We start from the raw sequence: 25,682 nt of genomic DNA, 5'->3' as shown, positions 1-25,682 counted from the left end.
TCGCGCTAGGCCAACTCAAGACCGTGCTGATCTACTGCACGAATCAACTACTTCTTGGGAATGCTAGGCGGTATGCGCGATGAAGCGGGAATATCTTCCTGCACATTGCCCGGCTTCTTGCGCTCGACTTCTTCCACGCCAGGAATGCCGCGTCGATCGGTATCCATCTGCCCTTCATTGATATCATCAAACGCTTGCTTGATATCCGCGCGCGGTTTGTCTTGCTGACTATCCACGGATTCGTCGCGCTCATGCGGCAAGCGCGGGGATTTTTCATTCTTGTCTGAAACCCCGGTTACGTCTTGCTTGTCACCATGTTTTTTAACGGTGGAAACTTCTGCTTGTGTCAATTTGCTAGCCATCGAATCTCCTTTTAACTTCTTTGTATTTTTTACAGTGTGGCTTTAAATTTGCGCCTAACTTGTGCATAAGGTGCGCGTGCCAGACGCGTTTTGCATGCGAGAAGTTGGAGTTAAATAATCGCTAATAATTCCCTGATAAAAATCCAGGCGTGCCAAAACGCACGTGCTCTGATATCATTCGCTTCGAACGTTGGGGAGTAGCCGGCCTTAGTCAACTAAGGCATCTGCATCAACACTCTTGGCCCGCAGGCCATGGTGCAGATAATCGAAAGATTTGGCGAGACCATAGCTCAAATGACGACCGCATGGGCCGGGGTCGCTGTTTGGGCTTTGGTTATTTATTCCGGCCCCAGAAAGTTTATCCCCATCATGGAAGCATTCTTCGTCTCAACCGGCATCGTTGCCCTCGCTGAAATCGGCGACAAAACGCAACTACTCGCTTTTCTTCTTGCAGCAAAATTCCGTCGACCTTTGCCTATCGTGCTCGCCATTTTGGTAGCGACGATTGCCAATCACGCGTTCGCCGCCGCCATCGGTACCTGGATCACAACCTTGCTCGGACCGGAAACCTTGCGTTGGGTCCTTGGCATCTCATTCTTGTTGATGGCTGGCTGGATATTGATTCCAGACAAGCTGGATGAAGGCGATACCAAGCTCGCAAAGTACGGCGTCTTCACGACAACCTTGATTGCCTTTTTCCTGGCGGAAATGGGCGACAAAACGCAAGTCGCGACCGTTGCACTGGCGGCTCAATACCATTCGTTTTTCTGGGTAGTGGCCGGCACGACTTTCGGCATGATGTTGGCGAATGCGCCTGCGGTTTATTTCGGCGACAAGATTGCTAATCGTATGCCGGTGAAAATCGTGCATCGCATTGCTGCAGTGATTTTTGTCGTATTGGGAATTGCGACACTGATGGGTGCAGGTTCTCGTTTCGGATTTTAACGAGAGTTGAATCCCGCGCATACGCGGGATTCAACTAGCTGTTTTAAATCACGGTTAAACGTGCAAGCGCGCTTTTGCTGCAAGATATTCCGCAGTAAGGCGCTGCACAATCTCGGCCACACTCGCTACTTCATCGATCAGGCCGACGCCTTGACCTGCGCCCCAAATATCGCGCCACGCTTTAATTTTGCTGCCGCTGCCTGAACCGAAATTCATTACCGTTTTATCTGCTTGCGGCAAATTATCAGGGTCGAGTCCGGCGTTGATAATGGATTGCCGTAAATAGTTACCGTGCACGCCAGTAAATAAATTACTGTAAATCACATCAGCTGCGGTCGAGGACACGATGCCTTGACGATACGCTTCATCCACATTCGCTTCCTTGCTGGCGAGCCAGCGTGAACCGATGTACGCAAAGTCTGCGCCCATCGCTTGCGCTGCTAACACTGCATCGCCAGTTGCAATCGCACCTGACAAAGCAATCGGGCCCTTGAAGAATTTTCGTATTTCTCCAACCAGTGCAAATGGCGACAACAAACCGGCGTGACCGCCTGCACCCGCTGCCACCAAAATCAAACCATCAACGCCGGCTTCCCATGCTTTTTGTGCATGGCGTATCGAGATCACATCGTGCAGCACGATGCCGCCATAACCGTGAATCGCATCCATCATTTCCTTGGGCGGTGCGCGCAAGGATGAAATGATGATAGGCACGCGATGTTTGACACAGATTGCTACGTCATGTGCGAGGCGATCGTTTGATTGATGAACAATTTGATTGACGGCTATCGGACCGATGATGGCATCCGGATTTGCTATTTGGTGATCAGCCAGATCGGCTTGCATCTCAGTCAGCCACGTATCCAGCATTTCTGCCGGACGTGCGTTCAGTGCAGGGAATGCGCCGACGATGCCGGCCTTGCATTGCGCCAGTACCAGCGCGGGGCCGCTGGCGATAAACATCGGTGCAGCAATGACAGGCAAGGCAAGATTCTGCAATGCGCTTGGCAGGTGATTCTGTGTGCGATCTTGCGAACGATTCGACATCAAGCTTTACTCCTTTTTGCAGATTGCATGCACGCGCATTTGCACGGCGTACATGCAATCGATTACAGGAATCGGTCTAGCAGTTTGCGGCTGTGTTTATCCAGCTGTTTTAAATCACGAATCAAAAATTGAATGCCATGCGTGTCGGCGATGATCAATGCCGATTCACCGATGCGGCGAATATCTTCTTCACCTTTCAACACCAGCAATGCATCGCCGCGATTAGTGACGACGGTCCAGGTACTTGGCGATGCGAAAACGGATACATGTTTGATCTGTTTGATCTCTGGCAAAAATTCGCGATTAGCTAATTCTTCTTCAAGCAGCAAACGTGTTGCTTCCGGCAAATCGCTGAGTTTTTCTATCCACGCCAGTTCGCGACCATCGGTGCTGACGATGGCGATGCCGACATCTGGTGCGGCGATCGGGAACGAGCGCACAGGCACCACGCTTTCATGCACTTCGTCATCGCCGGCTGCGATGAAAAGCAGTTTGCCGAAAGCATTGCGACTAAGTTGGAACTGCTTGGTTTGAATGTCGTCGCTCATGCCACTTCCTTCGCTGCATTGTCTTCCAGCATATCTTCAGCTTGCCGTTGTTGCGCTTGATACAGCTTGTAGTACGCGCCTTCACGCGCCAGCAATTCATCATGCGAACCGACTTCAACGATATAACCTCTATCCATCACAACGATACGATCGGCGCGACGCAAAGTCGACAGTCGGTGTGCGATGGCTATCGTGGTACGTCCACGCACCAGGTTATCGAGCGCTTTTTGAATCTCGCGTTCGGTCGTGGTATCAACCGATGAGGTTGCTTCATCCAGAATCAGAATATGCGGATCGATCAACAACGCGCGTGCGATCGAAATACGTTGGCGTTCGCCGCCCGATAAAGTTTGTCCGCGCTCACCGACCATCGAATCGTAACCATGCGGTAAACGCAAAATAAATTCATGCGCATTGGCTGCGCGCGCTGCGGCGATGATGTCTTCACGACTCGCATCCGGTTTGCCGTAGGCGATGTTGTCAGCGATAGTGCCGAAGAACAGGAAAGGCTCTTGCAACACGAGGCCGATATTGCGGCGATATTCTGGAATTGAAATCGAACGGATATCGACGCCGTCCACCATGATCGCGCCTTGCGACACATCGTAGAAACGGCAAATCAAATTGACCAAAGTACTTTTGCCGGAACCGCTGTGACCGACCAGACCGATCATTTCGCCCGGTTCAATATTCAGATCCAGACCACGTATCACCGCGCGATTACCATAACGGAAACCGATGTCGCGTATCGTGATGCGACCTTGCACTTTTTCCATGCGAACTGGATGAGCTGCTTCCGGCACACTCGAAACGTGATCGAGAATATCGAAAATCCGCTTGGCGCCAGTCGCTGCTTTTTGCGTGACAGAAACGATACGGCTCATTGAATCGAGACGCGTATAAAAACGGCTGATGTAAGCAAGGAATGCAACCAGCACACCGACCGTAATCAAGCCGCGCTGCACTTGCCAGATACCGAATGCCCACACCACCAGCAAACCGATTTCCGTCAGAAAAGTAACGGTCGGCGAGAACAGTGACCAGACTTTATTGACGCGATCGTTGATCACCAGATTGTGATTATTCGCTTCACGGAAACGTGCAGCTTCGCGTTTTTCCTGCGCAAATGCTTTGACTACGCGGATACCAGGAATTGTATCGGCCAACACGTTGGTCACTTGCGACCAAATGCGATCAACTTTTTCGAAGCCGTTGCGCAATTTGTCGCGCACTACATGGATCATCCATGCGATGAATGGCAGCGGCAACAATGTCACCAGCGCCAGCCACGGATTGATAGACGCCAGAATCACCGCCGTCATCACGATCATCAATACATCGGTGAAGAAATCCAGCAAATGTAGCGACAGGAAAACGCAGATGCGATCCGTCTCCGAACCGATACGCGTCATCAAATCGCCGGTACGTTTACCGCCGAAATATTGCAACGACAAACGTAATAAATGTTCATAAGTTGTGGTGCGTAAATCCGCGCCTATGCGCTCACTGACCAGCGCAAGGATGTACGTCTTGGCCCAGCCCAAACCCCACGCAACCATCGCAGCAGCAAACAAACCACCGAGATACAGCGAGACCAAAGCGGTGTCCAGCGGCGCGCCGTTTTGATACGGGATCAGGACGTTATCCATCAAAGGCATCGTCATGTACGGCGGCACCAGCGTCGCGGCGGTAGATGCCAGCGTCAGCAGAAAACCGGCCAACAATTGCCCGCGATAAGGTTTCGCAAAACGCCACAAGCGGAATAACGAAGCCGTCGATGGCGCTTGCTCTTCCGCAACGCCCTCAACATCACCCTCTTCTTCAGAATCGTCATCTTGTTCGGCAACAGGTGCTTTAACGCCTGTCGTAATTTCATGGCGCAAGCGATCAAATTGCGTCAGCAATGCGAGGGCCGCAGGATTTTGCGCCAGCGTGTAACGCCAGCTAGCCAACTGCGCTGTTGCATCTTGTAATTCCAGCGTGCCGACACCGGCGTGATCGTAGTGTTTCAGCGCCAGATTTGGCGTGTCGCAAGACCAGCTTTGCCAGATGCTTTCCGTCAGGGAACGGGTTAACAGGCGCAAATTGGTCAAAATGACCACGCCAGGTACGAAATGCAAACTCAGGTCAAGATCTAGTTCCAGATGAGCGAGTATGATTTCATCCTTGCTCAATTGACTAGTTGCATCCTGTAGCAGCGCAGGAAGTGCTTGTTTTGTTGACAACAGTGGTGGAAACGCGGTTTTCATCAAGGCAGGAAGGTGTTTCGTGAAGAACGGATGTTGATCGAAGTTGCGACCAGAATAAATGGTTTTATCTCGATATTGCGGCAAGTATATCCAAACGCCTCAAAGTTGTTGCTGCGTATTTGACGACTAGCGAAATATATTCACTAAACAAGTAAACCAAAGAACGCCGAGAGCGTTACATCAATTTTAGCCATAAAGTTTATGGCGGCTGCACTCACCCACACATTATAAAATGAACAATAAATCCATCGAGATTATCGATGTGCTGAGTCTACGTGGACCAAATATCTGGACGTATCGTCCTGTGCTTGAGGCATGGGTAGATATTGGCGATCTGGAAGACTTTCCTTCCAATACCATCCCCGGATTCTATGAGCGTCTGACTGCGTGGCTGCCGAGCCTGGTTGACCATCATTGCGGCGTCGGCGTGCATGGCGGCTTTTTGATGCGCCTTCGAGAAGGCACTTGGCCAGGTCACATCATGGAACACGTGATGATCGAACTGCAGAATCTGGCTGGCATGCAAAGCGGCTTCGGCAAAGCGCGTGAAACCGGCAAACGTGGCGTCTATAAAGTCGTCGTCCGCTCCCGCCATGAAGAAGTCAGTCGCGCGGCTTTGTATGCCGCCCGCGATCTGGTGATGGCTGCAATCCAGGACAAACCCTACGATGTTAAATCGACGGTAGACAATCTACGTAACATTTTGGAATCCGTAGCCTTGGGCCCGAGTACCGGGTGCATCGTCGAAGCCGCCACTGACCGTCGTATCCCATCAATGCGCTTGAACGAGGGCAATCTGGTGCAACTCGGCTACGGCATCAAGCAACGCCGCATCTGGACTGCAGAAACCGACCAGACCAGCGCGATTGCTGAAACCATCTCGCGCGATAAAGAACTCACCAAAACCCTGCTGCAATCTTGTGGCGTGCCTGTACCTGAAGGCAGCATTGTCGATTCCGCCAACGCGGCATGGAACGCAGCAGAAAATATCGGCTTGCCAGTCGTGGTCAAGCCGCTAGACGGTAACCACGGTCGTGGCGTGTCGATTAACCTCAACACCGAAGCCGAAGTACGCGCCGCATTTGAACTGGCTGAGCAGGAAAGCAGCGACGTCATCGTCGAACGTTTTGTACGCGGCGACGAACACCGTTTGCTGGTCGTCGGCGGCAAGCTGGTCGCCGCTGCCCGCGGTGAAGAAGCCTGGATCACCTGCGACGGTGTATCCACGGTCATGCAATTGATTGAAAGCCAACTCAACAGCGATCCACGTCGCGGCAGCAGCGAAGAGCATCCGCTTAATCTAGTCCTGACCGATCCGGACGATGATTCGCGCCCGGTCTTGCTGCAACTGGCACGTCAAGGCTTTACGACCGAATCCGTGCCGAAAAATGACGAACGCGTTCTGGTGCAACGTAACGGCAATGTCTCCTGCGATGTGACCGATCTGGTTCACCCTAGCGTTGCAGCCATCGCCTCGCTTGCTGCGCGCATTGTCGGACTGGATATTGCCGGTGTCGATCTGGTGGTCGAAGATATTTCCAAACCGTTGAACGAACAAGGCGGCGCGATTGTTGAAGTCAACGCCGGCCCGGGTTTACTGATGCATTTGAAACCAGCCGATGGCCCAGCCCGTCCGGTTGGTCGCGCCATCGTTGATCATTTGTTTGCTGAAGATGAAAGCGGCCGGATTCCTATCGTTGGCGTCACCGGCTCACACGGCACCACGGCTGTCTCGCGCCTGATCGCATGGCTGCTGCATCTGCAAGGTACGTATGTCGGCCTCGCATGCAAGGACGGTTTGTTCCTGCGTCAACGCCATGTCTTGAAAAAATCCGGCGACAACTGGGATGCCTCACGTCAAATCCTGATTAACCGCATGGTCGAAACCGCTGTGTTTGAAAACAGCAGCAAAGCCATTCTGTCGGAAGGCCTCGCCTACGACTGGTGCCAGGTTGGCGTCGTGACAAATATCGATTCGGCCGACAGCTTGCCGGATTTCTATATCGATGATGCGGACCAGATGAGCCGCGTTGCGCGTACCCAGGTTGATGTTGTATTGCCGACCGGCGTCGCGGTATTGAACGCTGACGATGCACGCGTCGCCGAACTGGCTTCACTGTGCGATGGCAGCGTGATTTTCTTTGCTACTTCAGCAAATGCTGCTGCGATTGTTACGCATCTGGAAGAAGGCCAGCGCGCCGTTTTCTTGCGTGATGATCAAATCGTACTAGCATCCGGCAAGGAAGAAATTCTGATGGTGAATGCTGCACAAGATCGTTCCACCTTGGATGTAGAAACTGTATTAGCCGCCATTGCAGCTGCATGGGCACTTGGCGTCAGCCCCGACTTGATGCGCGTCGGGATTGAGTCGTTTGAACCAACCGATGCGGCCATCGCCGCCTAAAGCCATGAGCACTGTTTTCGCATATCACAAGAATAAAGAGACCGATGCGGTTTACACTAGCGCATCAAATAACAAAGTGACGCGCGCAGCCAAAATTCGGCCAGCTGCTGCGCCAAGAAGGAAGATGTCCATGGAAATATCCCGCGTTCGCGCCCTGCGCGGCCCCAATCTCTGGAGCCGGCACACGTCGATCGAAGCCATTGTGTCGTGCAATGAATCAGAACAAGACATTGCTGCAATCCCCGGTTTCGAAGACCGCTTGCGTGCGCGTTTTCCTGAAATTAAATTTATCGAAAGCGCTCGCCCTAAACAGGCATTTTCGATGGCAGATGTACTTGAGTTCGCAGCCTTGGGCTTGCAAGCGCAAGCTGGTTGCCCAGTAACATTCAGCCGCACCATAGCTACCATCGAAAAAGATACTTACCAGGTCGTCGTTGAGTACACCGAAGAAGCAGTCGGTCGCCTCGCCTTTGAACTTGCACAAAACCTGTGCCGCGCAGCCGTCGAAGATACGCTGTTCAATTTGGCGACAGCACTGGCCAGCCTGCGCGAACTGGATGAAGACATCCGCCTCGGACCATCGACCGGCTCCATCGTCGATGCAGCAGTTGCACGCGGCATTCCATATCGCCGCTTGACCGAAGGCAGCATGGTGCAGTTCGGTTGGGGAAGCAAACAATTGCGCATTCAAGCTGCGGAAACTGGTTTCACCAGCGCGATTGCCGAATCGATTGCGCAAGACAAGGAAATGACCAAGCTGCTGTTGAGCGCAGCTGGCGTACCGGTACCTGACGGTCGCTCAGTAACAACTGCGGAAGATGCGTGGAAAGCAGCTGGCGAAATCGGCGCCGCCGTCGTCATCAAACCGCGTGACGGCAATCAGGGCAAAGGCGTTTCCGTCAACCTGAAAACCCGCGAAGAAATCGAAGCCGGCTTCGCAGCCGCACAACTTATTTGCGACGACGTCGTGATCGAGCGTTTTATTTCTGGTCAGGATTACCGCTTCCTCGTGATCGGTAAACAGTTGATCGCTGCCGCACGTCGCACCCCGCCGGAAGTCATAGGCGATGGCGTACAAACGATTCAACAATTAATCGACCAGGTCAATCTCGATCCATTACGCGGCGATGGCCACGCGACGCCACTGACTAAAATCAAGGTCGACAGCACCACTATCGCGACGCTGGAAAAGCAGAATTATGTCCTCGCCAGCATTCCTGCCAAAGGTTCGCCTGTCCTGTTGCGCAACAACGCCAACCTGAGCACCGGTGGCATCGCAACCGACGTCACCGATGACGTACATCCAGACATGGCAGCACGCGTGATTGAAGCAGCGCAAATGATAGGCCTGGATATTTGCGGTGTCGATCTGGTTTGCGAAACAGTCAACAAGACCATGGAAGAACAAGGCGGCGGCATCGTTGAAGTCAACGCTGCACCTGGCTTGCGCATGCACATTCGTCCATCGTTCGGCAAAGGCCGTCCGGTTGGCGAAGCGATTATTTCCACCATGTTTGCCGAAGGCGACGATGGTCGTATTCCGGTTGTTGCAGTAGCCGGCACCAATGGCAAAACCACGACCGTGCGTTTGATCGCGCACATTTTGCAAGCGAACAAACATCGCGTCGGCATGACCAGCACCGATGGCGTGTATATCGAAAATGAACGCATCGACACCGGCGATTGCAGCGGTCCACGCAGCGCACGCAATGTCTTGATGCACCCTGACGTCGACGCGGCTGTGTTTGAAACAGCACGTGGCGGTGTCTTGCGCGAAGGTCTGGGCTTTGATCGTTGCAACGTCGCAGTCGTTACCAACATAGGCGTCGGCGATCACCTCGGCTTGAACTTTATTTCGACGGTAGAAGATCTGGCTGTGGTCAAACGCGTCATCGTACAAAACGTCGCGCCTAACGGCACCGCTGTTTTGAATGCGGCTGATCCGATGGTTGCGAATATGGCGAACAGCTGCGCAGGCAGCGTCACCTTTTTTGCAAAAGACGTGCATCAAGCAGTCTTGGCTACGCACCGCGCACAAGGCAATCGCGTGGTGTATGTGGATGGCGCAGACATCGTCGCGTCCGAAGGCAGCTTCGAACATCGCATCAAGCTGTCCGACATCTCCATCACACACAATGGCTTGATCGGCTTCCAGGTTGAAAATGCAATGGCCGCTATCGGCGCAGCATGGGGCCTGGGCCTCGACTGGAATGTTGTATTGACTGGCTTGCGCACGTTTGAAAACAGCGCAGCAAGCACACCTGGCCGCTTCAACCTGTTCTCACATCGCGGCGCTACCGTGATTGCTGATTACGGCCACAACCCGGATGCAATCGAAGCATTGACGCGCGCCGTAGAAGCGATGCCAGCCAAACGCCGCATGGTCGTCATCAGTGGCGCCGGCGATCGACGTGATGAAGATTTACGCCGCCAGACCGAGATCCTCGGTGACGCATTCGATGATGTGATTTTGTATGAAGACCAATGCCAACGCGGTCGTGCCGATGGTGAAGTATTGGGCTTGTTGCGCGAAGGTTTATCCAAAGCCAAACGCACACAATCAGTCAAAGAAATTCAAGGCGAATTCCGCGCCATCGATACCGCACTGGAAAGCCTGCAAGCCGGCGATCTTTGCCTGATATTAGTGGATCAAGTAGAAGAAGCGCTGGCGCATATAGCGGCCAAGGTCGTTGCATGACATTTGCGAATTAGACAAGATGAACATTAACAAAGCCGGCTTATGCCGGCTTTGTTTTTTTAAACCTTTGTTAAATCAATGCTTTTAGATACTGATCCGGCGCTGTTACTGCATGTACAGCAAGAATTTGAACTGTTTTCCTGTAGTATTTAATTCTTTGCTGCATTAAATACGCATTATTTTCAATGGCTTATCCGACGCGCATTTGAAATTTTATAGCCCAAACAATCTGCCTCACGACCTTAAGGAATCGCCGCCATGTCAAAAGCAAAACGCCCTTCATTCACTTCATTGAATCGCTGCTTGTCCCTTTCCATCATTGCAGCATCAAGCGCTGTAGTAATGACGCAGGCGCTGGCGCAAGCTCCTAAGCTTCCACAAGCCGCATTGCCTGAATCAGTGTGGGCTGTCACGGCGACTAATGAATTGTTTCAAGTGAACGCCGCAGCACCAAGCAAGGTCTTGCAACGCAAACCTATTAAAGGTTTGATGAAGGGTGAACATCTGGTCGGGATCGATTACCGCGTATCGCGTGGCGTGTTGTTTGGTTTGACGCAAATCGGCCGCATCTACACGATCAATACTGCTACTGGTGATGTGTCGCCAGTTGGCGCGAGTGTTGCGATCCCTGGCCTGCAAGATCAGACCGTAGGCTTTGATTTCAATCCAGCGGCTGATCGTATTCGCGTGGTTACATCCGGTGGTACCAATCTGAGATTCCATCCTGAAACCGGCGCACAAGTCGATTTCGATCCAAAAACAGATGGCGTACAAGCAGACCCATCTTTGAGTTTTGCTGCAGGCGATATCAATGCCGGTAAAAAACCGGATGTGGTTGCCGCTGCTTATACCTATAACAAAAAAAATGACAAGCTGACGACCAACTATGCGATCGATCGCTCTTTGGGCGCGCTGCTGATGCAGGGTTCGCAAGAAGATGCGCAGCCGGTCGTGTCACCTAATCTTGGACAGTTGACGACTATTGGTGCGCTCGGACTGGGCAAGTTGCAGGATGCATCTTTCGATATTTCTGATTTAGCCAATGTGCCTTTGGCTGCAATCCGCACTGCAAATTCAAGCAAAACTCGTCTGGTTCAAATTGATTTGAAATCAGGCCATGCAAAATCCTTGGGCACATTGGGCAACGGTGAACCAGTTGCAGGTCTAGCCATAGAACCATGAGACGTGCGAAGGCATCTTTGGTAGCGTTGCTGCTAGCCAGTTTGATTGCAAGCAGCGCTATTGCCGGCAATGTCAGCGTGACCGTGCTCGACGAATCCGGCAAACCTCTGCGCGATGCAGTGGTTTTTCTGGAATCTGCACAAGCCAAAAAACTGAGCAAACCTTTGCCACTCGCGCAAATGGCACAAAGAGATAAAGCCTTCCTCCCGCCACTGCTGGTTATTACAAGCGGCACCAGCGTGTCGTTTCCGAATATCGATACGGTACGCCATCATGTGTATTCGTTCTCACCCGCAAAACGTTTTGAACTCAAGCTGTATGTAGGCACGCCGACCAATCCTGTCGTATTCGACAAGCCCGGCGTGGTGGTCATGGGATGCAATATTCATGACCAGATGATTGCCTACATTCTCGTGGTCGACACACCGTTTTATGGCACCGCGACCCCCAACGGTTTAGTGTCCATCAATGACGTGCCACCCGGCGATTACAGCTTGCGGATTTGGCACAGCCGTCTTCCAGTTGGATCAGCCGCGCAAAAACAAGCCTTGAAAGTTGCTGACAACGATGCGCCCATCAAAGTGACCCTGAAAGGTTTGGGGCCACAATGAGTTTCTGGAAAAAACGCCTAAGCAGTACCAGCCTGTCATCACGTATTGTCATCGTGATGTTGGCATTGCTGCTGGCCGTTCAGGTCGCCGGCTTCTGGGCGGTACGCGCTGCAGTCGAGCGACAAGTGCGCAATGAAATTACCTCTGATCTTACGGTTGCTGCACGCATCTGGGAGCGTTTACTGCAGCAAAATGCGCAGCGCTTGCGCGAAGCCTCTATCGTGTTGGCGGCGGACTATGGCTTCCGTTCTGCGGTGACCACCGGCGATCAAGACACCATTGCATCAGCATTGGAAAACAGCGGCGAGCGCATAGGTGCATCGATCACCGCACTGCTAGATCCCAATCTGCGCTTGGTCAGCTCCAGTCAGACTGGCGGTAGCGACGCCATGGTCGCCACTGTATTAAGCGATATCGGCACGATCTTATCCAAGGATGTAGATGGCAGTCGCGTTGCATTGGTTAATGGCGGCGTCTATCAATTCGTAATGATTCCGGTGCGTGCGCCGTTGACGGTCGGCTGGGTATTGATGGGCTTTCCTGTCAGCCAACCATTGCTGGATGATCTGAAACGTTTGTCCGGCGTAAACATCACTCTGCTCTCGGGCAAAAATGCCGATACCCATGAATTAAAACTGACCACATTGCGCCAACAGCACGAAGCCGTTTTGCGCGCTGCGCAAGTCGGCGCGCAAGAAGTGAAAATCGACGGCGACAGCATGGTCGCCCGCTATGTTGCAATCGAAGCCGTGGGCGGCGCACTGCAAGTCGTGCTGATGCGCTCCATCGCCGAGGTGAATGCACCGTTTGCAAAACTGCAGTGGATGCTGGGCTTGATTACCTTGGGCGGCGTATTTCTGTTTGCGATTGGCAGCCAACAAGCGGCACGCTGGGTCACGCAGCCGCTAAAAGAATTGACGCTGCTGGCACAGGCTTTGGCCTCTGGAAATTTCGATGTCAAGGTGGCAGGCAAAGAGCGCGGCGATGAAGTCGGCCTGCTCGCGAACGGCTTCGACAGTATGCGCACCAGCATTGCTGCGCAAAGAGAAGAAATTCTGCGTCTCGCGTATTGGGATCGACTGACCGGCTTGCCGAATCGGGAAAAATTCCGCGAAGCACTCAAGGCAGCAATCGAAAACAATCAAGATAGCGCCGCACCATTAGTCGTCATCACATTGAATCTGGACAGATTCAAACACGTGAACGATGTGCTGGGTTACGCGTTCGGCGATGAATTGCTGAAGGCAGTGGCAGAACGTTTGCAGCAACAAGTTTCTGGCCCGGGCAATTTAGTTGCGCGTTTGGCTGGTGATGAATTTGCCATTTTGCTGACACAATCAGACGCACAAATCGCACTTGCTGTAACCGAGCAAATTACTAAAGCGTTTGAAGTGCCGTTGGCTTTTGACGAACAAACCGTCGATCTCAGCGCCAGCATGGGTTTGGCCTGCTGGCCCACTGATGCAACCGATGCAGATCTTTTGTTAAGCCGTTCTGAAATCGCCATGCATGCAGCGAAAACTCAAATTGCCGGCGTATTGTTTTACACACCAACACTCGATTCTTCCAGCACACTGACTCTATCGCTGCTTAGCGATTTGCGGCACGCCTTGCAAAATGATGAACTGCGCTTGTTCTTGCAACCAAAGATCTCGACTGCTACCGGACAAGTCGTGGCAGCCGAAGCCTTGATCCGCTGGCGACATCCGCAACGTGGTCTAGTGCCGCCGATGGACTTTATTCCGTTTGCTGAACAAACCGGCTTTGTGCGGCAACTGACAATCTGGATGTTTGAAACGGCCGCTCAACAATGGCTGAACCTTCAACCGACTGAAGGCGATTTACGCATCGCCATCAATCTATCCACACGTGACTTGATGGATCTGGATTTTCCGCAGCGCTTGGCGACCATCATGCAAAGTACTGGTGTATCGCCTTCCGCCTTCTGTCTGGAAATTACAGAAAGCGCGATCATGGATGATCCGCAACGCGCAGAAGCCACGCTATATAAATTATCTGAGCAAGGTTTCAAGCTGTCGATTGATGACTTCGGCACCGGCTTCTCTTCACTGGCTTATCTCAAACGCTTGCCAGTCAACGAACTAAAGATAGACAAGTCATTCGTGATGGCAATGGATAAGGACGAAAGCGACGCCAAGATCGTGCGATCGACTATCGATTTGGCTCACAATCTGGGCTTGACGGTCGTTGCTGAAGGAGTGGAAAACGAGGCACTGCTGAATAAATTACGCGAGTTGAATTGCGATGAAGCGCAAGGTTATTTCATTGCCAAACCGATGCCATTCGACGAGTTTGTTGAATGGAGAACGCGCTGGAATGCGTCTATCTGAGCATTTGAATAAGCGTTTGAATAATTAACAACGAGATAAGCTAATTGGTGCGGCTGGCTGGAATCGAACCAGCGACCCTTGGCTTCGGAGGCCAATACTCTATCCACTGAGCTACAGCCGCATAAGGGAGACCCCTTGAAGAGGTCTGCAGGATACCTTTTTTCTGACTTTCCGTCCACGTAAAGCCACGTTTTGCCGTTCCAACTCGATTACTTTGTGTCTATAATCAAGGGTTTGGCAAAGCATGAGCTAAAACCATGCGCCGCGCAGTCATCGTCGGCTGCATGCGCCGTCTAACGATTTTCGAAAATTGTATTGAGGGAATAATGAGCGACGCACACCACGAAGAATCAGCGATTAAAACGCCGAAGCAACTCATTTTAGCCATCTTGGCCGGTTTTCTGGTCCCGATTATCTGTATCGTTTTACTGGTGATTTACGTCACTAACGACAAAACAATAGGCGCAGGCTCCGACGGATTAAATCCTGAAGCGGTTGCGGCACGCGTCAAGCCGATTGCCGATGAAGGCTTCACATTGAAAGATGTGAACGCACCAAAAGTATTGAAAACCGGTGAAGAAGTTTACAAAATGGCCTGCGTTGCATGTCACGGCACCGGCGCAGCTGGCGCACCAAAACTCGGCGATGCCGGTGCTTGGGCTCCACGTATCAAGCAAGGCTACGAAACTCTGGCCAAGCATGCGATCGAGGGCATACGCGCGATGCCTGCCAAGGGCGGCAATCCTGACTTGGATGATGTAGAAGTTGAACGCGTGGTCGTCTTGATGGCGAATAGCGCGGGTGCCAAATTTGCAGAACCTAAAGTACCAGCGCCTGCTGCACCCGCAGCGGCGGCAGAGGCTGCAGCTCCAGCTCCAGCTCCAGCTCCAGCAAAGTAAGATCTACTGCACGCAATAAAAAAGCCGACGTCAAGTCGGCTTTTTTATTAGGCATTTCAACTGTTTATCTTAACGATGATCGATTGCTTATCGCAAGAATGTTTTACAAGCGCTCATGCAAGGCGACATGTTCCTGACTCGCCTTTTTCTTTTTGCGGGTAGCAAAATAAATCGCTGTCGCACCCACACCGGCAACCGCTGCGCCGCGCAAAAGTGAGCGCAATATAGTGCCTTTCGCCAGCAAAGAAACACCACTCACGACCAAGGGCAACAGTCGTTGCAACTTCGCAGCAGTCAAACTATTGAAATCAAACATGTCGGAAAAATTGGCAAACGCTATTTGTGCCCGTCTGCTGACCAAGCCGATAGCCGTCTTGGCAATTTCATTAGGACCAAGATGTGCGCTGACTACGCGGCGTGAGCGGCCTATGCCGGCTCGATAGGCATCGCACTCCTGCAGCAATCTTTTCTTTTGCTGCGCGAGTGTTTCTTGTTTTTCCGGTTGACTATCTTGTGTCATGCAAACCCTCTTGGATTACAACAATGCATCGTGGTCATTTCGCAATTCCTGCATGGTTGCCGGCATGGATAACTTCCCTTGTCGGATCAGTGACTGAATATAGAAAAGGATGCCAGCGGCAATCACCGTACATACGATCGCAAGAATCAGCAAAATCTTCCAGCCCAACGTCGGCCAACTGAGATACGCAATCAGCACAGTCCAGTAACCAATCGCAAAGAATGCAACAATAACGCCTAAAGCAAACAGGACCACCAATTGCAGCAGATGCGTTCTGACTTCAGCCAGCTCCAGCGCGGCAAGTTCAATACGGCTCATTAACAAGCCGAAGGAATTCTTGGCAAGCTCGACGATGCCGCCAATCAGACCAGGACGAGTATCTTGCGAACGGGAGCTAGGCTGTTCCATGATCGGATCCGTTCGATTACTTACGTGAAATCAAAAGGCCCACCAAAACACCAACGCCGGCTGAAATTGCCACAGCGCGCCATGGATTTTCATGCACGTATTCGTCGGTTTTTTCAGCGACTTCCTTGCCGGTTTCGATCGCTGCGGTTTGCACTTCATGCGCGCGCGTCAATGCCGAATCCAGCAATTGCAGGCCGCGGCTACGCAGTTCATCTGCGCGTTCGCCAGTGGCGCTAGTCGCTTCACGGAATAATTCTTGTGCGTCTTTGACTAAGGTTTTCATATCGCTCCGTGTGGTTTTCAAGGTAGATGCTTTCATGATGATGCCCCTTATTATTAGATCAAATGGTCAAAACAAACTGCGGTCCGCCTTCGATAAAAATCTGTAAAACGGTACTGCGTATTACATATTTAAATCACATATTCATTATCAGAACAGGCAAATAACCGTCGTTTCTCAGGCTACGATGCCGATCATCAACATTGTGACCTCGGCTTTATTCATTAGTTGCAGATGTTAAACATTCAAACTGCAATGCTAAATGCTTGCCTAAGTTTTATCATATTTAGAGCTACGGCGACTAGGCGTTACCGCACATAAGATGCAAATAATTTCTCGAAATTGAATTTATCTAATTCAAACGCCAGGCGTGCAATCAGCGCAGTGTTCGATGGCGCTGACCTGCTTGACCAGATTTTCTTTCAAATCCCGCAAAGCCGTACGCACCCCCTCTTCAATCACCGGATGATAAAACGGCATCTCCAACATTTGATCGACCGTCATTTGATTTTGGCATGCCCACGCCAATAAGTGCGCCAGATGCTCGGCACGCGGTCCTATCATTTCGGCGCCGAGAAACCGATGTGAACCGCGCTCTGCATAAACCCGTAGCAAACCGCGGTTCTGCAACATGACGCGGCTGCGGCCCTGATCGGCGAACGATACTCCACCGGTCTGAAAATGATCTTTCTTCAAGCTGCGGTGAGTTTGCCCGACTGTCGCGATCTGCGGATCCGTAAAGGCAATCCCCAATCCAACGCGCCGCAAACCTTCGACCACATTCGGAAAACGCGCAGCGTTATCGCCAGCTATGCGTCCTTCATCAGTCGCTTCATGCAGCAAGGGTCTATCATTATCGACATCGCCCGCAATAAAAATCGCGCTATCGCCGCATTGCATCGTCAGCGGATTGAACAAAGGCAGGCCATGTTCATTGAGTTGCAGGCCGGTCATTTCCAATCCCAATCCTGCGATATTCGGTGTGCGACCTGTCGCCGCCAACACATATTGAAAATGTTCAATACGTTCAATACCTTCATCACTGCGCGTATGCAATTCAACTTGCTGATTCACCAACTTGACGCCAACCAGCGTCGTATTCAAACGCAAATCAAGTTCGGCACCTAGGCAATCGACGGCAGTTTGATTAACTGTTTCGTCACTCAGCTGCGCCACTTTGCCGCCACGACCAAAAATCGCAACGCGCACGCCCAGTCTATGCAAGGCTTGCCCCAATTCCAAACCAATCACACCCGTACCGATTACGGCCACAGATTCCGGCAAATCATCCCACGCAAACACATCGTCATTGACGATCAAATGTTCGCCAAGATCACGCAATTCTTTTGGTATCTGCGGGCTGGAACCGGCTGCAATCACTATGCGTTCGGCCTTCACTTGCGTGTGATCGTCGATTTGCAAACAATCGACTGCGATAAACCGCGCATGACCGCGCAAGCGCTCGGCGGAGTCTATGTTTTCCACACCCTTGACGACAAAACCGACGAAGCGATCGCGCTCACTTTTGACACGCTGCATGACGGCTTTGCCATCGATACGCAAACCGCCTGCATGCACCCCGAAGCCCGGAGCCTCGGCAATCGCATGCGCCGCTTCCGCTGCTGCGATCAATAATTTGCTCGGCATGCAACCTACGCGCGCGCAAGTCGTGCCATACGGACCGCTTTCGATTAACACCGCGCTTTTGCCGTGCGCCTTGGCGGCGCGATAGGCTGACAAGCCGGCACTACCTGCACCTATCACTGCCACATCAAATTCCAGAGTTTTCATTATTTTCACTTTAGAAAGACAATGTCATTGCGGAGCATGATCGGCGTTATAGCGCGATCAATCGTTGCGGCTATGCAGTTCGGCGATATCTTCTATGCTGCCGATTTTGATCACGACAGGATGCACGGATGCGCCTGCATGCATGGGCCGCCAGGCAAAACGCCATTCGTTTTCTTTGGCGTGATCCTTGGTTTTGGAAAACACTTTGCCCAAGGGACTGGGCGCGCCGTATGAAACTGCAGCATCGATACCCGCCCAATTCGGCAGCGTTCTTTGCACAGCTTTATGCAGGCGCTCGCCAAATTCTTCTGCATTGTGTACGACCAGATAGGAATCCACGCCAGGTGCTGCATCGAACAAAGTGCCATCAAAGCTTTGCATCAAACTGAGGCTTAGATATTGGCCGGGAGTCGCTGCATGTGCAGCCAGATCTGGCGGCGGCGGAATTAAACGGAATTCGCCTAGCGATAACGAGCGCTCAAGGCTGCTGCGCTCAGAAAAATAATAAAGCTTGGAAGGACGTTTGCTATCGATCAAAGTCATACCGCGTCCTAAAAAATAATAATGATCAAACGATCAGGTCCTTCATTTTAAGCAGATTGATCAAGACGTGCTGCATCAATCTGCAAGAACCAGGGCACGATTACGCGCACATCATTTTTTGCGATGATTTCATAACTGGATTTTCCAAATAAAAAGCGACCCGAAAGTCGCTTTTTATTGAATACAAATCGGGAACAATCAAACGTTAAACAGTCTTCCCGAATTTACGCAGATATTAATTCCCACGCTGCGCTTTAACACGTGCATCGAGGCTGGCTTTTGCTTCAGCATCTCGTTTTTCACGCGCGGCTTTTTGCTCTTGATTACGCACATTGACGTCTGCTGCAGCCGAGGTACCGGCCTTTGCATCGTGCGCTGTACCTTTTGCACCTTGCACCGTGCTACCGGTGCTTACACCTGCATCAGTACTACCGCCGGTGCTGCCAGCTTGCACACCAACACCGACATTCGCTTTGCCGCCAGTTGAGCTGCCAGCGCCTGAGGTCGAGCTACCCGCACCCGCCCCGACTCCTGCACCGACACCAACTCCTTGTGCCAATGCGATGGAAGAAATGGATGCAACAACCACGAACGACACGGCATGAATAGTTTTTTTCAAGTTCATAGCAAACTCCTTTAGTGAATGGAAAGCATATTAATCACATGCAGAAGTTGGAGAACCGTAGAGCGCCGTCGTTCGATGAGGTGAATATTTCAGGCCTAAAATTGCGAAATAATATTCGCAAGGCATTGAATAAAAAGGAATTTATCTAATGTAAGAGTGTGTAACGATGGCGCAAAATAGTATGATATTCATCAAAATTTTTACTAAATTGTTTAGCTGAATTACTTGCCTAAATTTCGATAGCGCAATCCATACCATGCAAGTCCTAGCCATTCATGCATTGCATAAGATGACTTCTGAAGCCAGTGCGCGCTTGGCAAAAAATCAGCTGGCGTGGACCGCGTATTACTCACAAAAATAGTCGGGGCCACAATCACTTCAAACCCCATTTGTTCGAACACCAATTTCGCGCGCTGCATATGGAACGCGTCTGTAACAAGAAGGATGCGATGCACGCCGACAGCGTTCAACATGCGATAAGAGAACTGCGCATTCTCTGCCGTATTGTTCGACGCGCCTTCTACCCATTTCACCGGCACCGAAAAATCCTCGCGCAACACGCGCGCCATGATTGAAGCTTCTGATTCCGCAGCGCCGTCCGGCTGACCGCCGCTTACCAGCAAGGGCAAGCTGGTTTCACGCTGTAATTTTGCTGCGTAGTGCATGCGTTGCAAAGCAGCCGCGCTTGGAATGTCTTGCGCCGCATATTCAGGTGCAGCGCTGATGCGCCCGCCACCCAACACAACAATAGCCTGCGCACGAGTATCTTTGGTCGACGACAAAGCAGGATTTAATCGTTCTAGCGGCGTGACGAATAGTGAAGCGCCGAAGCGCGTACTGATGACAGTCAAGATGAGTAAAGCCGCGATGGACAAACCCACACCAAGGCGTGGCCAACGGCAGCGCAGCCACAAGCCCAAGGCACACAGCAGAATCAGATTCAGCGGCGGCAATAACAATGCGCCGAGAGCGGCATTGATCAACCAACTTAAACTCATTACTCGTTCTTTCGTTTTTATTTATCGAGTAGAGCACATGTAAATGTGCATGCGCTCATGAGCAAGAGTTTATTCATCCATTTGCGGTTCGGCAATCGTGCGCAGCTGGAAGCGGCCATCATTATTGAATAGCCAGGTCTCCATCAATTCCACGCGGCCGTTTTTCAACAAGGAAGATGCTGGTTTTGGAAACGGTGCCGTGTTGCGCAAGGTAGAAAGCGCAGTCGCCTCGGTAGTGCGATCGCGGTTCGAGCGCAAAATCTCGCTGCGCACCAAACTACCGTTGGCATCCACCGTATATTTCACCACCACGACCGAACGCAACAGTGCTTGCGGTCGGCCGATATACACCTTGGTGGAATTGACTTGCACGATGCGATTCGCTAAAGCGACCTTGTACTCGCCGATGGAATCGGCTTTGGAAGTGCCGTCCGTGGTGGTTTCTATCTCGGTGCGTTCCAAGCCTTCCTTGCCGCTACATCCGGCCAACGCCAGCAAGAGCATCGTGATCGTGATTCGTGTTTTTATCATTTTGGCGTTCACATCATAAGGAAGTTAATGATTCGACTCGGAAACTGAGAAGCTGGTTCCGTTCATCCTTTAGCCCAGCGGCGCTAAAGATAAATCTGCAATTATTTCAATCAAAGCATTGCCGCGTACGGAATTGTTCAGTTGCAGCAATCAGCACCGCCGCCGTACCTGGCTCCATCGCGGCATGTCCGGCATCCGCGACGATATGCAATTTGGCTTGCGGCCACGCTTGATGCAAGCGATACGCAGAAACCGGTGGGCAGACCGCGTCATAGCGCCCCTGCACAATCACCGCCGGCAAATGACGGATGCGATCAATCTCGCGTATCAATTGATCTTCCGCCATGAATCCCTGATGCAAAAAATAATGCGCTTCCAAACGACCTATGCCAAGCGCGATCGCATCGTCACCACAAGCGTCTAACGTTTCCGGCTGCGGATGCAAAAACAGACAAGCGCCTTCATAACGACTCCAGTCACGCGCAGTCTGCGTCGCCAACTCAACATCATCACCAAACAATCTGCGTTCATACGCATGCAGCAAATCACTACGCTCATTTTCAGGAATCGCCGCAACGAATGCATCATGCGCTTCCGGAAAAATTGCGCGCATGCCATATAAAAACCAGTCAATCTCGGCGCGCGTGCACAGAAAAATTCCACGCAAAATAAATCCAAGACAAGATTGGGGATGCGCCTGCCCATAAGCCAGCGCCAGCGTCGCACCCCACGAACCACCAAACACCAGCCATTGATCGATATTAAGCATCCGACGTAATGCTTCGATGTCTGCTATCAGCAAAGGCGTTGTGTTATCGCGCACTTCGCCGAGCGGCGTTGATTTCCCTGAGCCGCGTTGATCGAACAATACGATGCGGTAATACGCCGGGTCGAAAAATTGCCTGTGTGTAGGAGTAATGCCGCCGCCAGGACCGCCATGCAAAAATAGAACTGGCACGCCGTCAGGATTGCCGCACTCTTCCCAATACAGCGTATGCAAAGCATCGACCGCCAACATGCCGCTACGATGCGGTTGCAATGGTGGGAACAGTGGAGATACGGCTGCAGAATCGTTCATGTCTGCCTAGGAAAAAGAATGCCTGATTGTAGCCAAGCACGGCGCTCGCGCAGATTATTTCTGCGTAGCCCGCCGCAATGCCAAGCGATGCCGCGCAATGTCATACACCCAGTTGAAGCAAAACGCGTACAGCATGAAAAACGCTGAAAACACCAGATCGAGAACCAGCGCATCAAGTATCGAAATACTCAACCACCACGCCGTCAGCGGCAACGCAATCGACATGAAAAACACCTCGAAACCAATAGTGTGCCAAACCCGCATCCCGACCGTACGACGCCAGCCATAACGATGTTCAACTATTTCATAGAAATGGTTGTAAATCATATTGCTCAACATGGCAGCTGCGGCCAGCAGTAATGCCAAGGCGCCAAAATGGAACATATCCATATTGAAGCCGTAAGACATCAGAGGAACCAGAATAATCAGGGCGCAAAATTCGAACAGGATGGCGTGAAGAATGCGGCGAAATAATGTATTGATAACAAACTCAAAGAAGAAATTAGCCGCTCATTATAAACCGCCAGAAGCAGCCCCGTTGAGAGGGAATCCGCTAGCAATTTGTCATCTGATTGGGAGCGAAGTTGCCGCAATAAATTGAAGCAAATACAAAAGATTCTGCAAACAGTGGTGACAAAAAAAATTATATGCTTTATACTTCGGCCCCTTCAGGCATGTTGGTAGACACCAACAAATGTTTGACTGAGTAAGCAGTTTTACGCGGGTGCTTAGCTCAGTTGGTAGAGCGGCGCCCTTACAAGGCGTAGGTCGGCGGTTCGACCCCGTCAGCACCCACCAATCAGTCAAACGCGGTCCTGAATAAGTTTAGTAGTATGGAGTGGTAGTTCAGTTGGTTAGAATACCGGCCTGTCACGCCGGGGGTCGCGGGTTCGAGTCCCGTCCACTCCGCCAAAATAAGAAAATGCCCGCGCAAGCGGGCATTTTTGTTTTCAGTTCATCATTCGGCGCAGTCGACACTTTGCGAAGTGGATTGAGCCGCCTGCGCGGCTCACGGCGGGACCGAGGGAATCGCTTGCAAGCGATTCCGCGGCCGGCGGAACGTAGGCGAGTCCATTACTTCTTACCAAAAAATAAAAAGCCTCCGGCAGCGGAGGCTTTTTTGCATCTTCTGTGGTTTAAATCACGACATCATTAAAACATCTTTTTAACCGCAAGCATGAAGGAACGCGGCTCGCCGTAAAAGTTTTGACGTCCGAAGTTACTAACCTTTTCGTAATATTTTTTATCGAACAGATTATTGATGGTCAGGCTAGCAGTAGTTGTTCTGTCGATCTGGTAACCCACTTGCCCGCTCACAGTTGTGTAACCTTCACCAACTACACCTGTGGCACCAGCCCCTGATGAGAAATCGCTGACCGCTTTCAAACCACCCGCCAGACTCCAGCGATTGAGAGTTCCATTGGTCCAACTATGCTTACTCCAAAGATTGAAGCTATGGCGCGGCGTAATCGTAGAGAAAACTTGACCCACTTGATTTATCGGTGCTTGCAGATACTTTGTCGCCGTGTAGGCATAGCCCGCAATTAATTCCCAACCTGGTGCGATCTGCCCACTTACTTCCGCCTCCAGTCCTTCACTTCTAACTTTGCCGCCCGGGATCGCATCGGCCACACTCAAAGTACTCGGGTCATCAATCGCGCGATCTTTATCGATGATTCTGAATAACGCGAAGCTGGTATTTACACGCTTGTCGAGCCATTCACTTTTTACGCCGAACTCAATTTGAGAACCTGTGCGCGGATCCAGAAGTTTGCCATTTTTGTCTGTTGCTGTCTGCCCAACAAAGGTTTCGGCGTAGCTGGCATACAGGGAAGAATTGTCATTCAAAGTATAGATAACACTCGTCAGCGGCGTAAATTGTGTACCCGGCTTGGAGCTTGAACCCACAAAGCCTGTAGTCGGATTCACCGTTTCCGTTTCCCAACGTCCCAAACGTCCGCCGAGCAAAAAAGTCCAACGATCCATCGGCTTGAGCTGCAACTGGCCGTATACGCCTGTCTGAGTTTGTTTGCTACCGGAGATGAAATCGCCAAAACTCAACGAGGGATAAGGAATGTCATTGTTGGGACTATAGATATTCATGGTGCCGGCAACACCATTCGCTTGGCGATTTTTTGAATCCTCTGTACTGCGATTTACGCCCAGTAAAATTTTGTGTGTGCGGCCAGCAAGCTCAAATGGCCCTGCGTAGTAGGCATCAAAGTTTACATTCCGTGCTTCTTGCTGGAAATTGACCGTTTGAGTGTTGAAGACACCTGTATTCACATTGGCCAAGCCGTTTGCCCTAATTGCCTTGTAAGTCATAGCTCGATCAACTTGACGCGCGGCAAACTTGAACAGCCCACCATCATCAAATTTATGCTCCAACTCTACAAACATGTCGTCTGTTTGCATATCCTGAGCATTGTTTTTGCTGCCAAGAAACGTGGAGCGCGAGACATTCGGCAAAGTGTAATTTGCGAAGGTAGTCAAACCTTGATCCACTACTGAATCCACTTTTTGATGCGCCAATCCGAGTGAAAGCGTCGTCTTCGAACTCAGGTCGAACTCAACTGTGCCGTAACCCAGAGATTTTTTGCTTTCCAGCGTATTGACGTAGCTTTCACGGTCATCCACCAATCCAACCACGCGCGCACGGATACGACCATCTTCATCCAGCTTACTGGTCAGATCAAACTCAGCACGACGTGTATCCCATGAACCCAGCATGACTCCAACACTGCCAGAGAAGTCTGCGCGCGCACGCTTGCGCACCAGATTAATCGTGCCGCCAGGTTCGCCAGCACCTTGCAGTAAACCAGCAGGACCGCGTAACACTTCAATACGATCGTAAACTGCGGTATCCAACGCGGTTGAATAGTTGGCGCCTTGACTGATTGCCAACCCATCCAATTGAATAGTGCCAATATCAAAACCGCGCGCTTGAATCGAATTGAAGTTACCGGCTCCGTCCAAACGGGTGACGTTAACACCGGTCGTTTGTTTCAAGACATCTTCGATCTTGGTGATGTTCTGGTCGTCCAAGCGCTGGCGCGTCACTACGCTGATGGACTGCGGGGTTTCTCTCAAGGTTTGTGGAATTTTGGAGCCAACGGTAACCGCATGTGCTGCGTAAGAATGTGTGAATTCGCTACTTGAATCATCTGTCGCAGTCACGTGGACTTCTGGCAGAGTCGTGGTTGCAGTAGTTGACGCAGCGCCGCCGCTTTGCTGGGCAAACGTGGTGGCAGACATGGTGAGGCAGGCTAGGCCGACGGCCAAAGCGATGGTTTTACGGTGCAGCACAGTATTTCCTTTGGGAATGCACTGGCTGACGGTTGGCTGGCTGATGCGAGATTAACGAAAATTTTCCGCAATTCTAATTCGTAACAATTCTCATTAACGAAAATTTATGCTTTTTATCGTATAGACGTTACATATTTGCGACGGATTAAATGGATTTAAAAGAAAAATGTTTTCATAAAGGAAGCACTGCAATCGCCCAGATTTCGAGAAATGCATATCGGTTTGCTTCTGCTACCATAGCGGTCTAAACAAATTTAGCGCCTAATGCCTTGCCTTTAGGCGCCGCAGTACGAAAATATAGATGTA

Annotated in this window: 22 protein-coding genes, 3 tRNA genes and 1 riboswitch; of the genes, 9 read left to right on the top strand and 16 right to left on the bottom strand. The window is 51.4% G+C overall.

Going from position 1 to position 25,682, the window contains the following annotated elements; genetic code table 11:
- Positions 1-47: 47 nt before the first annotated feature.
- Entirely contained in the window at positions 48-362 is a 315-nt protein-coding gene (locus Q7T66_RS05825; protein WP_304932389.1) for a hypothetical protein, read from the bottom strand.
- 180 nt (positions 363-542) lie between these two features.
- Positions 543-715: riboswitch (yybP-ykoY riboswitch) on the top strand.
- Between the two features lie 16 nt (positions 716-731).
- Here Q7T66_RS05825 and Q7T66_RS05820 point away from each other — a divergent pair.
- Complete coding sequence (locus Q7T66_RS05820; protein ID WP_304932388.1) at positions 732-1,307, top strand: TMEM165/GDT1 family protein; 576 nt, start codon at positions 732-734, stop codon at positions 1,305-1,307.
- A 54-nt stretch (positions 1,308-1,361) separates the two neighbouring features.
- Here Q7T66_RS05820 and Q7T66_RS05815 read toward each other — a convergent pair whose 3' ends face one another.
- The 3 genes from Q7T66_RS05815 to Q7T66_RS05805 form a co-directional block, all read right to left on the bottom strand.
- Positions 1,362-2,354 (bottom strand): nitronate monooxygenase family protein, encoded by a 993-nt coding sequence (locus Q7T66_RS05815; protein WP_304932387.1) that lies wholly within the window; start codon positions 2,352-2,354, stop codon positions 1,362-1,364.
- A gap of 62 nt (positions 2,355-2,416) precedes the next feature.
- Positions 2,417-2,902 (bottom strand): DUF1854 domain-containing protein, encoded by a 486-nt coding sequence (locus Q7T66_RS05810; protein WP_304932386.1) that lies wholly within the window; start codon positions 2,900-2,902, stop codon positions 2,417-2,419.
- Positions 2,899-5,151, bottom strand: a complete 2,253-nt coding sequence (locus Q7T66_RS05805) for an ABC transporter ATP-binding protein (RefSeq protein ID WP_304932385.1) — start codon at positions 5,149-5,151, stop codon at positions 2,899-2,901. Before Q7T66_RS05805 ends, Q7T66_RS05810 begins: the two co-directional genes overlap by 4 nt.
- Positions 5,152-5,383: 232 nt before the next feature.
- Here Q7T66_RS05805 and cphA (Q7T66_RS05800) point away from each other — a divergent pair, with 232 nt between their 5' ends.
- From cphA (Q7T66_RS05800) to Q7T66_RS05780, 5 genes are all read left to right on the top strand, one after another.
- Positions 5,384-7,555 carry a cyanophycin synthetase gene (gene cphA, locus Q7T66_RS05800; protein ID WP_304932384.1) on the top strand — a complete coding sequence of 724 codons (2,172 nt, stop codon included), beginning with the start codon at positions 5,384-5,386 and terminating at the stop codon, positions 7,553-7,555.
- Positions 7,556-7,685: 130 nt separating this feature from the next.
- A complete protein-coding gene (cphA, locus tag Q7T66_RS05795; RefSeq protein WP_304932383.1) occupies positions 7,686-10,253 on the top strand; it encodes a cyanophycin synthetase in 2,568 nt (855 codons plus the stop codon).
- 258 nt (positions 10,254-10,511) lie between these two features.
- Positions 10,512-11,435, top strand: coding sequence for a DUF4394 domain-containing protein (locus tag Q7T66_RS05790; protein WP_304932382.1), 924 nt, complete (start codon positions 10,512-10,514; stop codon positions 11,433-11,435).
- Positions 11,432-12,046 carry a methylamine utilization protein gene (locus Q7T66_RS05785; protein ID WP_304932381.1) on the top strand — a complete coding sequence of 205 codons (615 nt, stop codon included), beginning with the start codon at positions 11,432-11,434 and terminating at the stop codon, positions 12,044-12,046. The genes Q7T66_RS05790 and Q7T66_RS05785 overlap by 4 nt, the downstream gene beginning before the upstream one ends.
- Entirely contained in the window at positions 12,043-14,397 is a 2,355-nt protein-coding gene (locus Q7T66_RS05780) for an EAL domain-containing protein (protein ID WP_304932380.1), read from the top strand. Before Q7T66_RS05785 ends, Q7T66_RS05780 begins: the two co-directional genes overlap by 4 nt.
- A gap of 45 nt (positions 14,398-14,442) precedes the next feature.
- On the opposite strand, the gene Q7T66_RS05775 is transcribed toward Q7T66_RS05780, so the two are convergent.
- Positions 14,443-14,518: transfer RNA gene (locus Q7T66_RS05775), tRNA-Arg, on the bottom strand.
- Between the two features lie 205 nt (positions 14,519-14,723).
- On the opposite strand from Q7T66_RS05775, the gene Q7T66_RS05770 reads away from it, so the two are divergent.
- Entirely contained in the window at positions 14,724-15,296 is a 573-nt protein-coding gene (locus tag Q7T66_RS05770; RefSeq protein WP_304932379.1) for a cytochrome c5 family protein, read from the top strand.
- 103 nt (positions 15,297-15,399) lie between these two features.
- Here Q7T66_RS05770 and Q7T66_RS05765 read toward each other — a convergent pair whose 3' ends face one another.
- The 10 genes from Q7T66_RS05765 to Q7T66_RS05720 all read right to left on the bottom strand — a co-directional run bounded on the left by Q7T66_RS05765 (position 15,400) and on the right by Q7T66_RS05720 (position 22,553).
- Positions 15,400-15,816, bottom strand: coding sequence for a hypothetical protein (locus Q7T66_RS05765; protein ID WP_304932378.1), 417 nt, complete (start codon positions 15,814-15,816; stop codon positions 15,400-15,402).
- A 15-nt stretch (positions 15,817-15,831) separates the two neighbouring features.
- Positions 15,832-16,224 carry a phage holin family protein gene (locus Q7T66_RS05760; protein WP_304932377.1) on the bottom strand — a complete coding sequence of 131 codons (393 nt, stop codon included), beginning with the start codon at positions 16,222-16,224 and terminating at the stop codon, positions 15,832-15,834.
- A 16-nt stretch (positions 16,225-16,240) separates the two neighbouring features.
- Positions 16,241-16,543 (bottom strand): YqjD family protein, encoded by a 303-nt coding sequence (locus Q7T66_RS05755; RefSeq protein ID WP_304932376.1) that lies wholly within the window; start codon positions 16,541-16,543, stop codon positions 16,241-16,243.
- Between the two features lie 318 nt (positions 16,544-16,861).
- A complete protein-coding gene (locus Q7T66_RS05750) occupies positions 16,862-18,295 on the bottom strand; it encodes a dihydrolipoyl dehydrogenase (protein ID WP_304932375.1) in 1,434 nt (477 codons plus the stop codon).
- Between the two features lie 57 nt (positions 18,296-18,352).
- Positions 18,353-18,838, bottom strand: a complete 486-nt coding sequence (locus Q7T66_RS05745; RefSeq protein WP_304932374.1) for a hypothetical protein — start codon at positions 18,836-18,838, stop codon at positions 18,353-18,355.
- 235 nt (positions 18,839-19,073) lie between these two features.
- Positions 19,074-19,463, bottom strand: a complete 390-nt coding sequence (locus Q7T66_RS05740; RefSeq protein ID WP_304932373.1) for a hypothetical protein — start codon at positions 19,461-19,463, stop codon at positions 19,074-19,076.
- A 221-nt stretch (positions 19,464-19,684) separates the two neighbouring features.
- Entirely contained in the window at positions 19,685-20,461 is a 777-nt protein-coding gene (locus tag Q7T66_RS05735) for a YdcF family protein (protein WP_304932372.1), read from the bottom strand.
- A 69-nt stretch (positions 20,462-20,530) separates the two neighbouring features.
- The gene (locus tag Q7T66_RS05730; protein ID WP_304932371.1) at positions 20,531-20,992 is read right to left on the bottom strand and encodes an energy transducer TonB; all 462 of its coding nucleotides are present in this window, start codon (positions 20,990-20,992) and stop codon (positions 20,531-20,533) included.
- Positions 20,993-21,098: 106 nt separating this feature from the next.
- Complete coding sequence (gene pip, locus Q7T66_RS05725; RefSeq protein WP_304932370.1) at positions 21,099-22,070, bottom strand: prolyl aminopeptidase; 972 nt, start codon at positions 22,068-22,070, stop codon at positions 21,099-21,101.
- A 54-nt stretch (positions 22,071-22,124) separates the two neighbouring features.
- Complete coding sequence (locus tag Q7T66_RS05720) at positions 22,125-22,553, bottom strand: PACE efflux transporter (protein ID WP_304932509.1); 429 nt, start codon at positions 22,551-22,553, stop codon at positions 22,125-22,127.
- Between the two features lie 239 nt (positions 22,554-22,792).
- On the opposite strand from Q7T66_RS05720, the gene Q7T66_RS05715 reads away from it, so the two are divergent.
- Positions 22,793-22,868: transfer RNA gene (locus tag Q7T66_RS05715), tRNA-Val, on the top strand.
- A 37-nt stretch (positions 22,869-22,905) separates the two neighbouring features.
- Positions 22,906-22,982 (top strand) — tRNA-Asp (locus Q7T66_RS05710).
- Between the two features lie 240 nt (positions 22,983-23,222).
- Here the strand turns inward: Q7T66_RS05710 and Q7T66_RS05705 are convergent.
- Positions 23,223-25,376 (bottom strand): TonB-dependent siderophore receptor, encoded by a 2,154-nt coding sequence (locus Q7T66_RS05705; RefSeq protein ID WP_304932369.1) that lies wholly within the window; start codon positions 25,374-25,376, stop codon positions 23,223-23,225.
- Positions 25,377-25,682 lie beyond the last annotated feature (306 nt).

The sequence above is a fragment of the Herminiimonas sp. genome (assembly GCF_030655415.1).
This window is presented reverse-complemented; position numbering and strand designations above follow the sequence as displayed.

Coding starts and splice junctions, on each gene's coding strand:
- pip (WP_304932370.1), bottom strand. CDS start 22,070: ATGAACGATTCTGCAGCCGTATCTCCACTGTTCCCACCATTGCAACCG.
- Q7T66_RS05745 (WP_304932374.1), bottom strand. CDS start 18,838: ATGACTTTGATCGATAGCAAACGTCCTTCCAAGCTTTATTATTTTTCT.
- Q7T66_RS05770 (WP_304932379.1), top strand. CDS start 14,724: ATGAGCGACGCACACCACGAAGAATCAGCGATTAAAACGCCGAAGCAA.
- Q7T66_RS05815 (WP_304932387.1), bottom strand. CDS start 2,354: ATGTCGAATCGTTCGCAAGATCGCACACAGAATCACCTGCCAAGCGCA.
- Q7T66_RS05750 (WP_304932375.1), bottom strand. CDS start 18,295: ATGAAAACTCTGGAATTTGATGTGGCAGTGATAGGTGCAGGTAGTGCC.
- Q7T66_RS05740 (WP_304932373.1), bottom strand. CDS start 19,463: ATGAACTTGAAAAAAACTATTCATGCCGTGTCGTTCGTGGTTGTTGCA.
- Q7T66_RS05810 (WP_304932386.1), bottom strand. CDS start 2,902: ATGAGCGACGACATTCAAACCAAGCAGTTCCAACTTAGTCGCAATGCT.
- Q7T66_RS05790 (WP_304932382.1), top strand. CDS start 10,512: ATGTCAAAAGCAAAACGCCCTTCATTCACTTCATTGAATCGCTGCTTG.
- Q7T66_RS05785 (WP_304932381.1), top strand. CDS start 11,432: ATGAGACGTGCGAAGGCATCTTTGGTAGCGTTGCTGCTAGCCAGTTTG.
- Q7T66_RS05765 (WP_304932378.1), bottom strand. CDS start 15,816: ATGACACAAGATAGTCAACCGGAAAAACAAGAAACACTCGCGCAGCAA.
- cphA (WP_304932383.1), top strand. CDS start 7,686: ATGGAAATATCCCGCGTTCGCGCCCTGCGCGGCCCCAATCTCTGGAGC.
- Q7T66_RS05805 (WP_304932385.1), bottom strand. CDS start 5,151: ATGAAAACCGCGTTTCCACCACTGTTGTCAACAAAACAAGCACTTCCT.
- Q7T66_RS05780 (WP_304932380.1), top strand. CDS start 12,043: ATGAGTTTCTGGAAAAAACGCCTAAGCAGTACCAGCCTGTCATCACGT.
- Q7T66_RS05735 (WP_304932372.1), bottom strand. CDS start 20,461: ATGAGTTTAAGTTGGTTGATCAATGCCGCTCTCGGCGCATTGTTATTG.
- cphA (WP_304932384.1), top strand. CDS start 5,384: ATGAACAATAAATCCATCGAGATTATCGATGTGCTGAGTCTACGTGGA.
- Q7T66_RS05825 (WP_304932389.1), bottom strand. CDS start 362: ATGGCTAGCAAATTGACACAAGCAGAAGTTTCCACCGTTAAAAAACAT.
- Q7T66_RS05730 (WP_304932371.1), bottom strand. CDS start 20,992: ATGATAAAAACACGAATCACGATCACGATGCTCTTGCTGGCGTTGGCC.
- Q7T66_RS05760 (WP_304932377.1), bottom strand. CDS start 16,224: ATGGAACAGCCTAGCTCCCGTTCGCAAGATACTCGTCCTGGTCTGATT.
- Q7T66_RS05755 (WP_304932376.1), bottom strand. CDS start 16,543: ATGAAAGCATCTACCTTGAAAACCACACGGAGCGATATGAAAACCTTA.
- Q7T66_RS05820 (WP_304932388.1), top strand. CDS start 732: ATGGAAGCATTCTTCGTCTCAACCGGCATCGTTGCCCTCGCTGAAATC.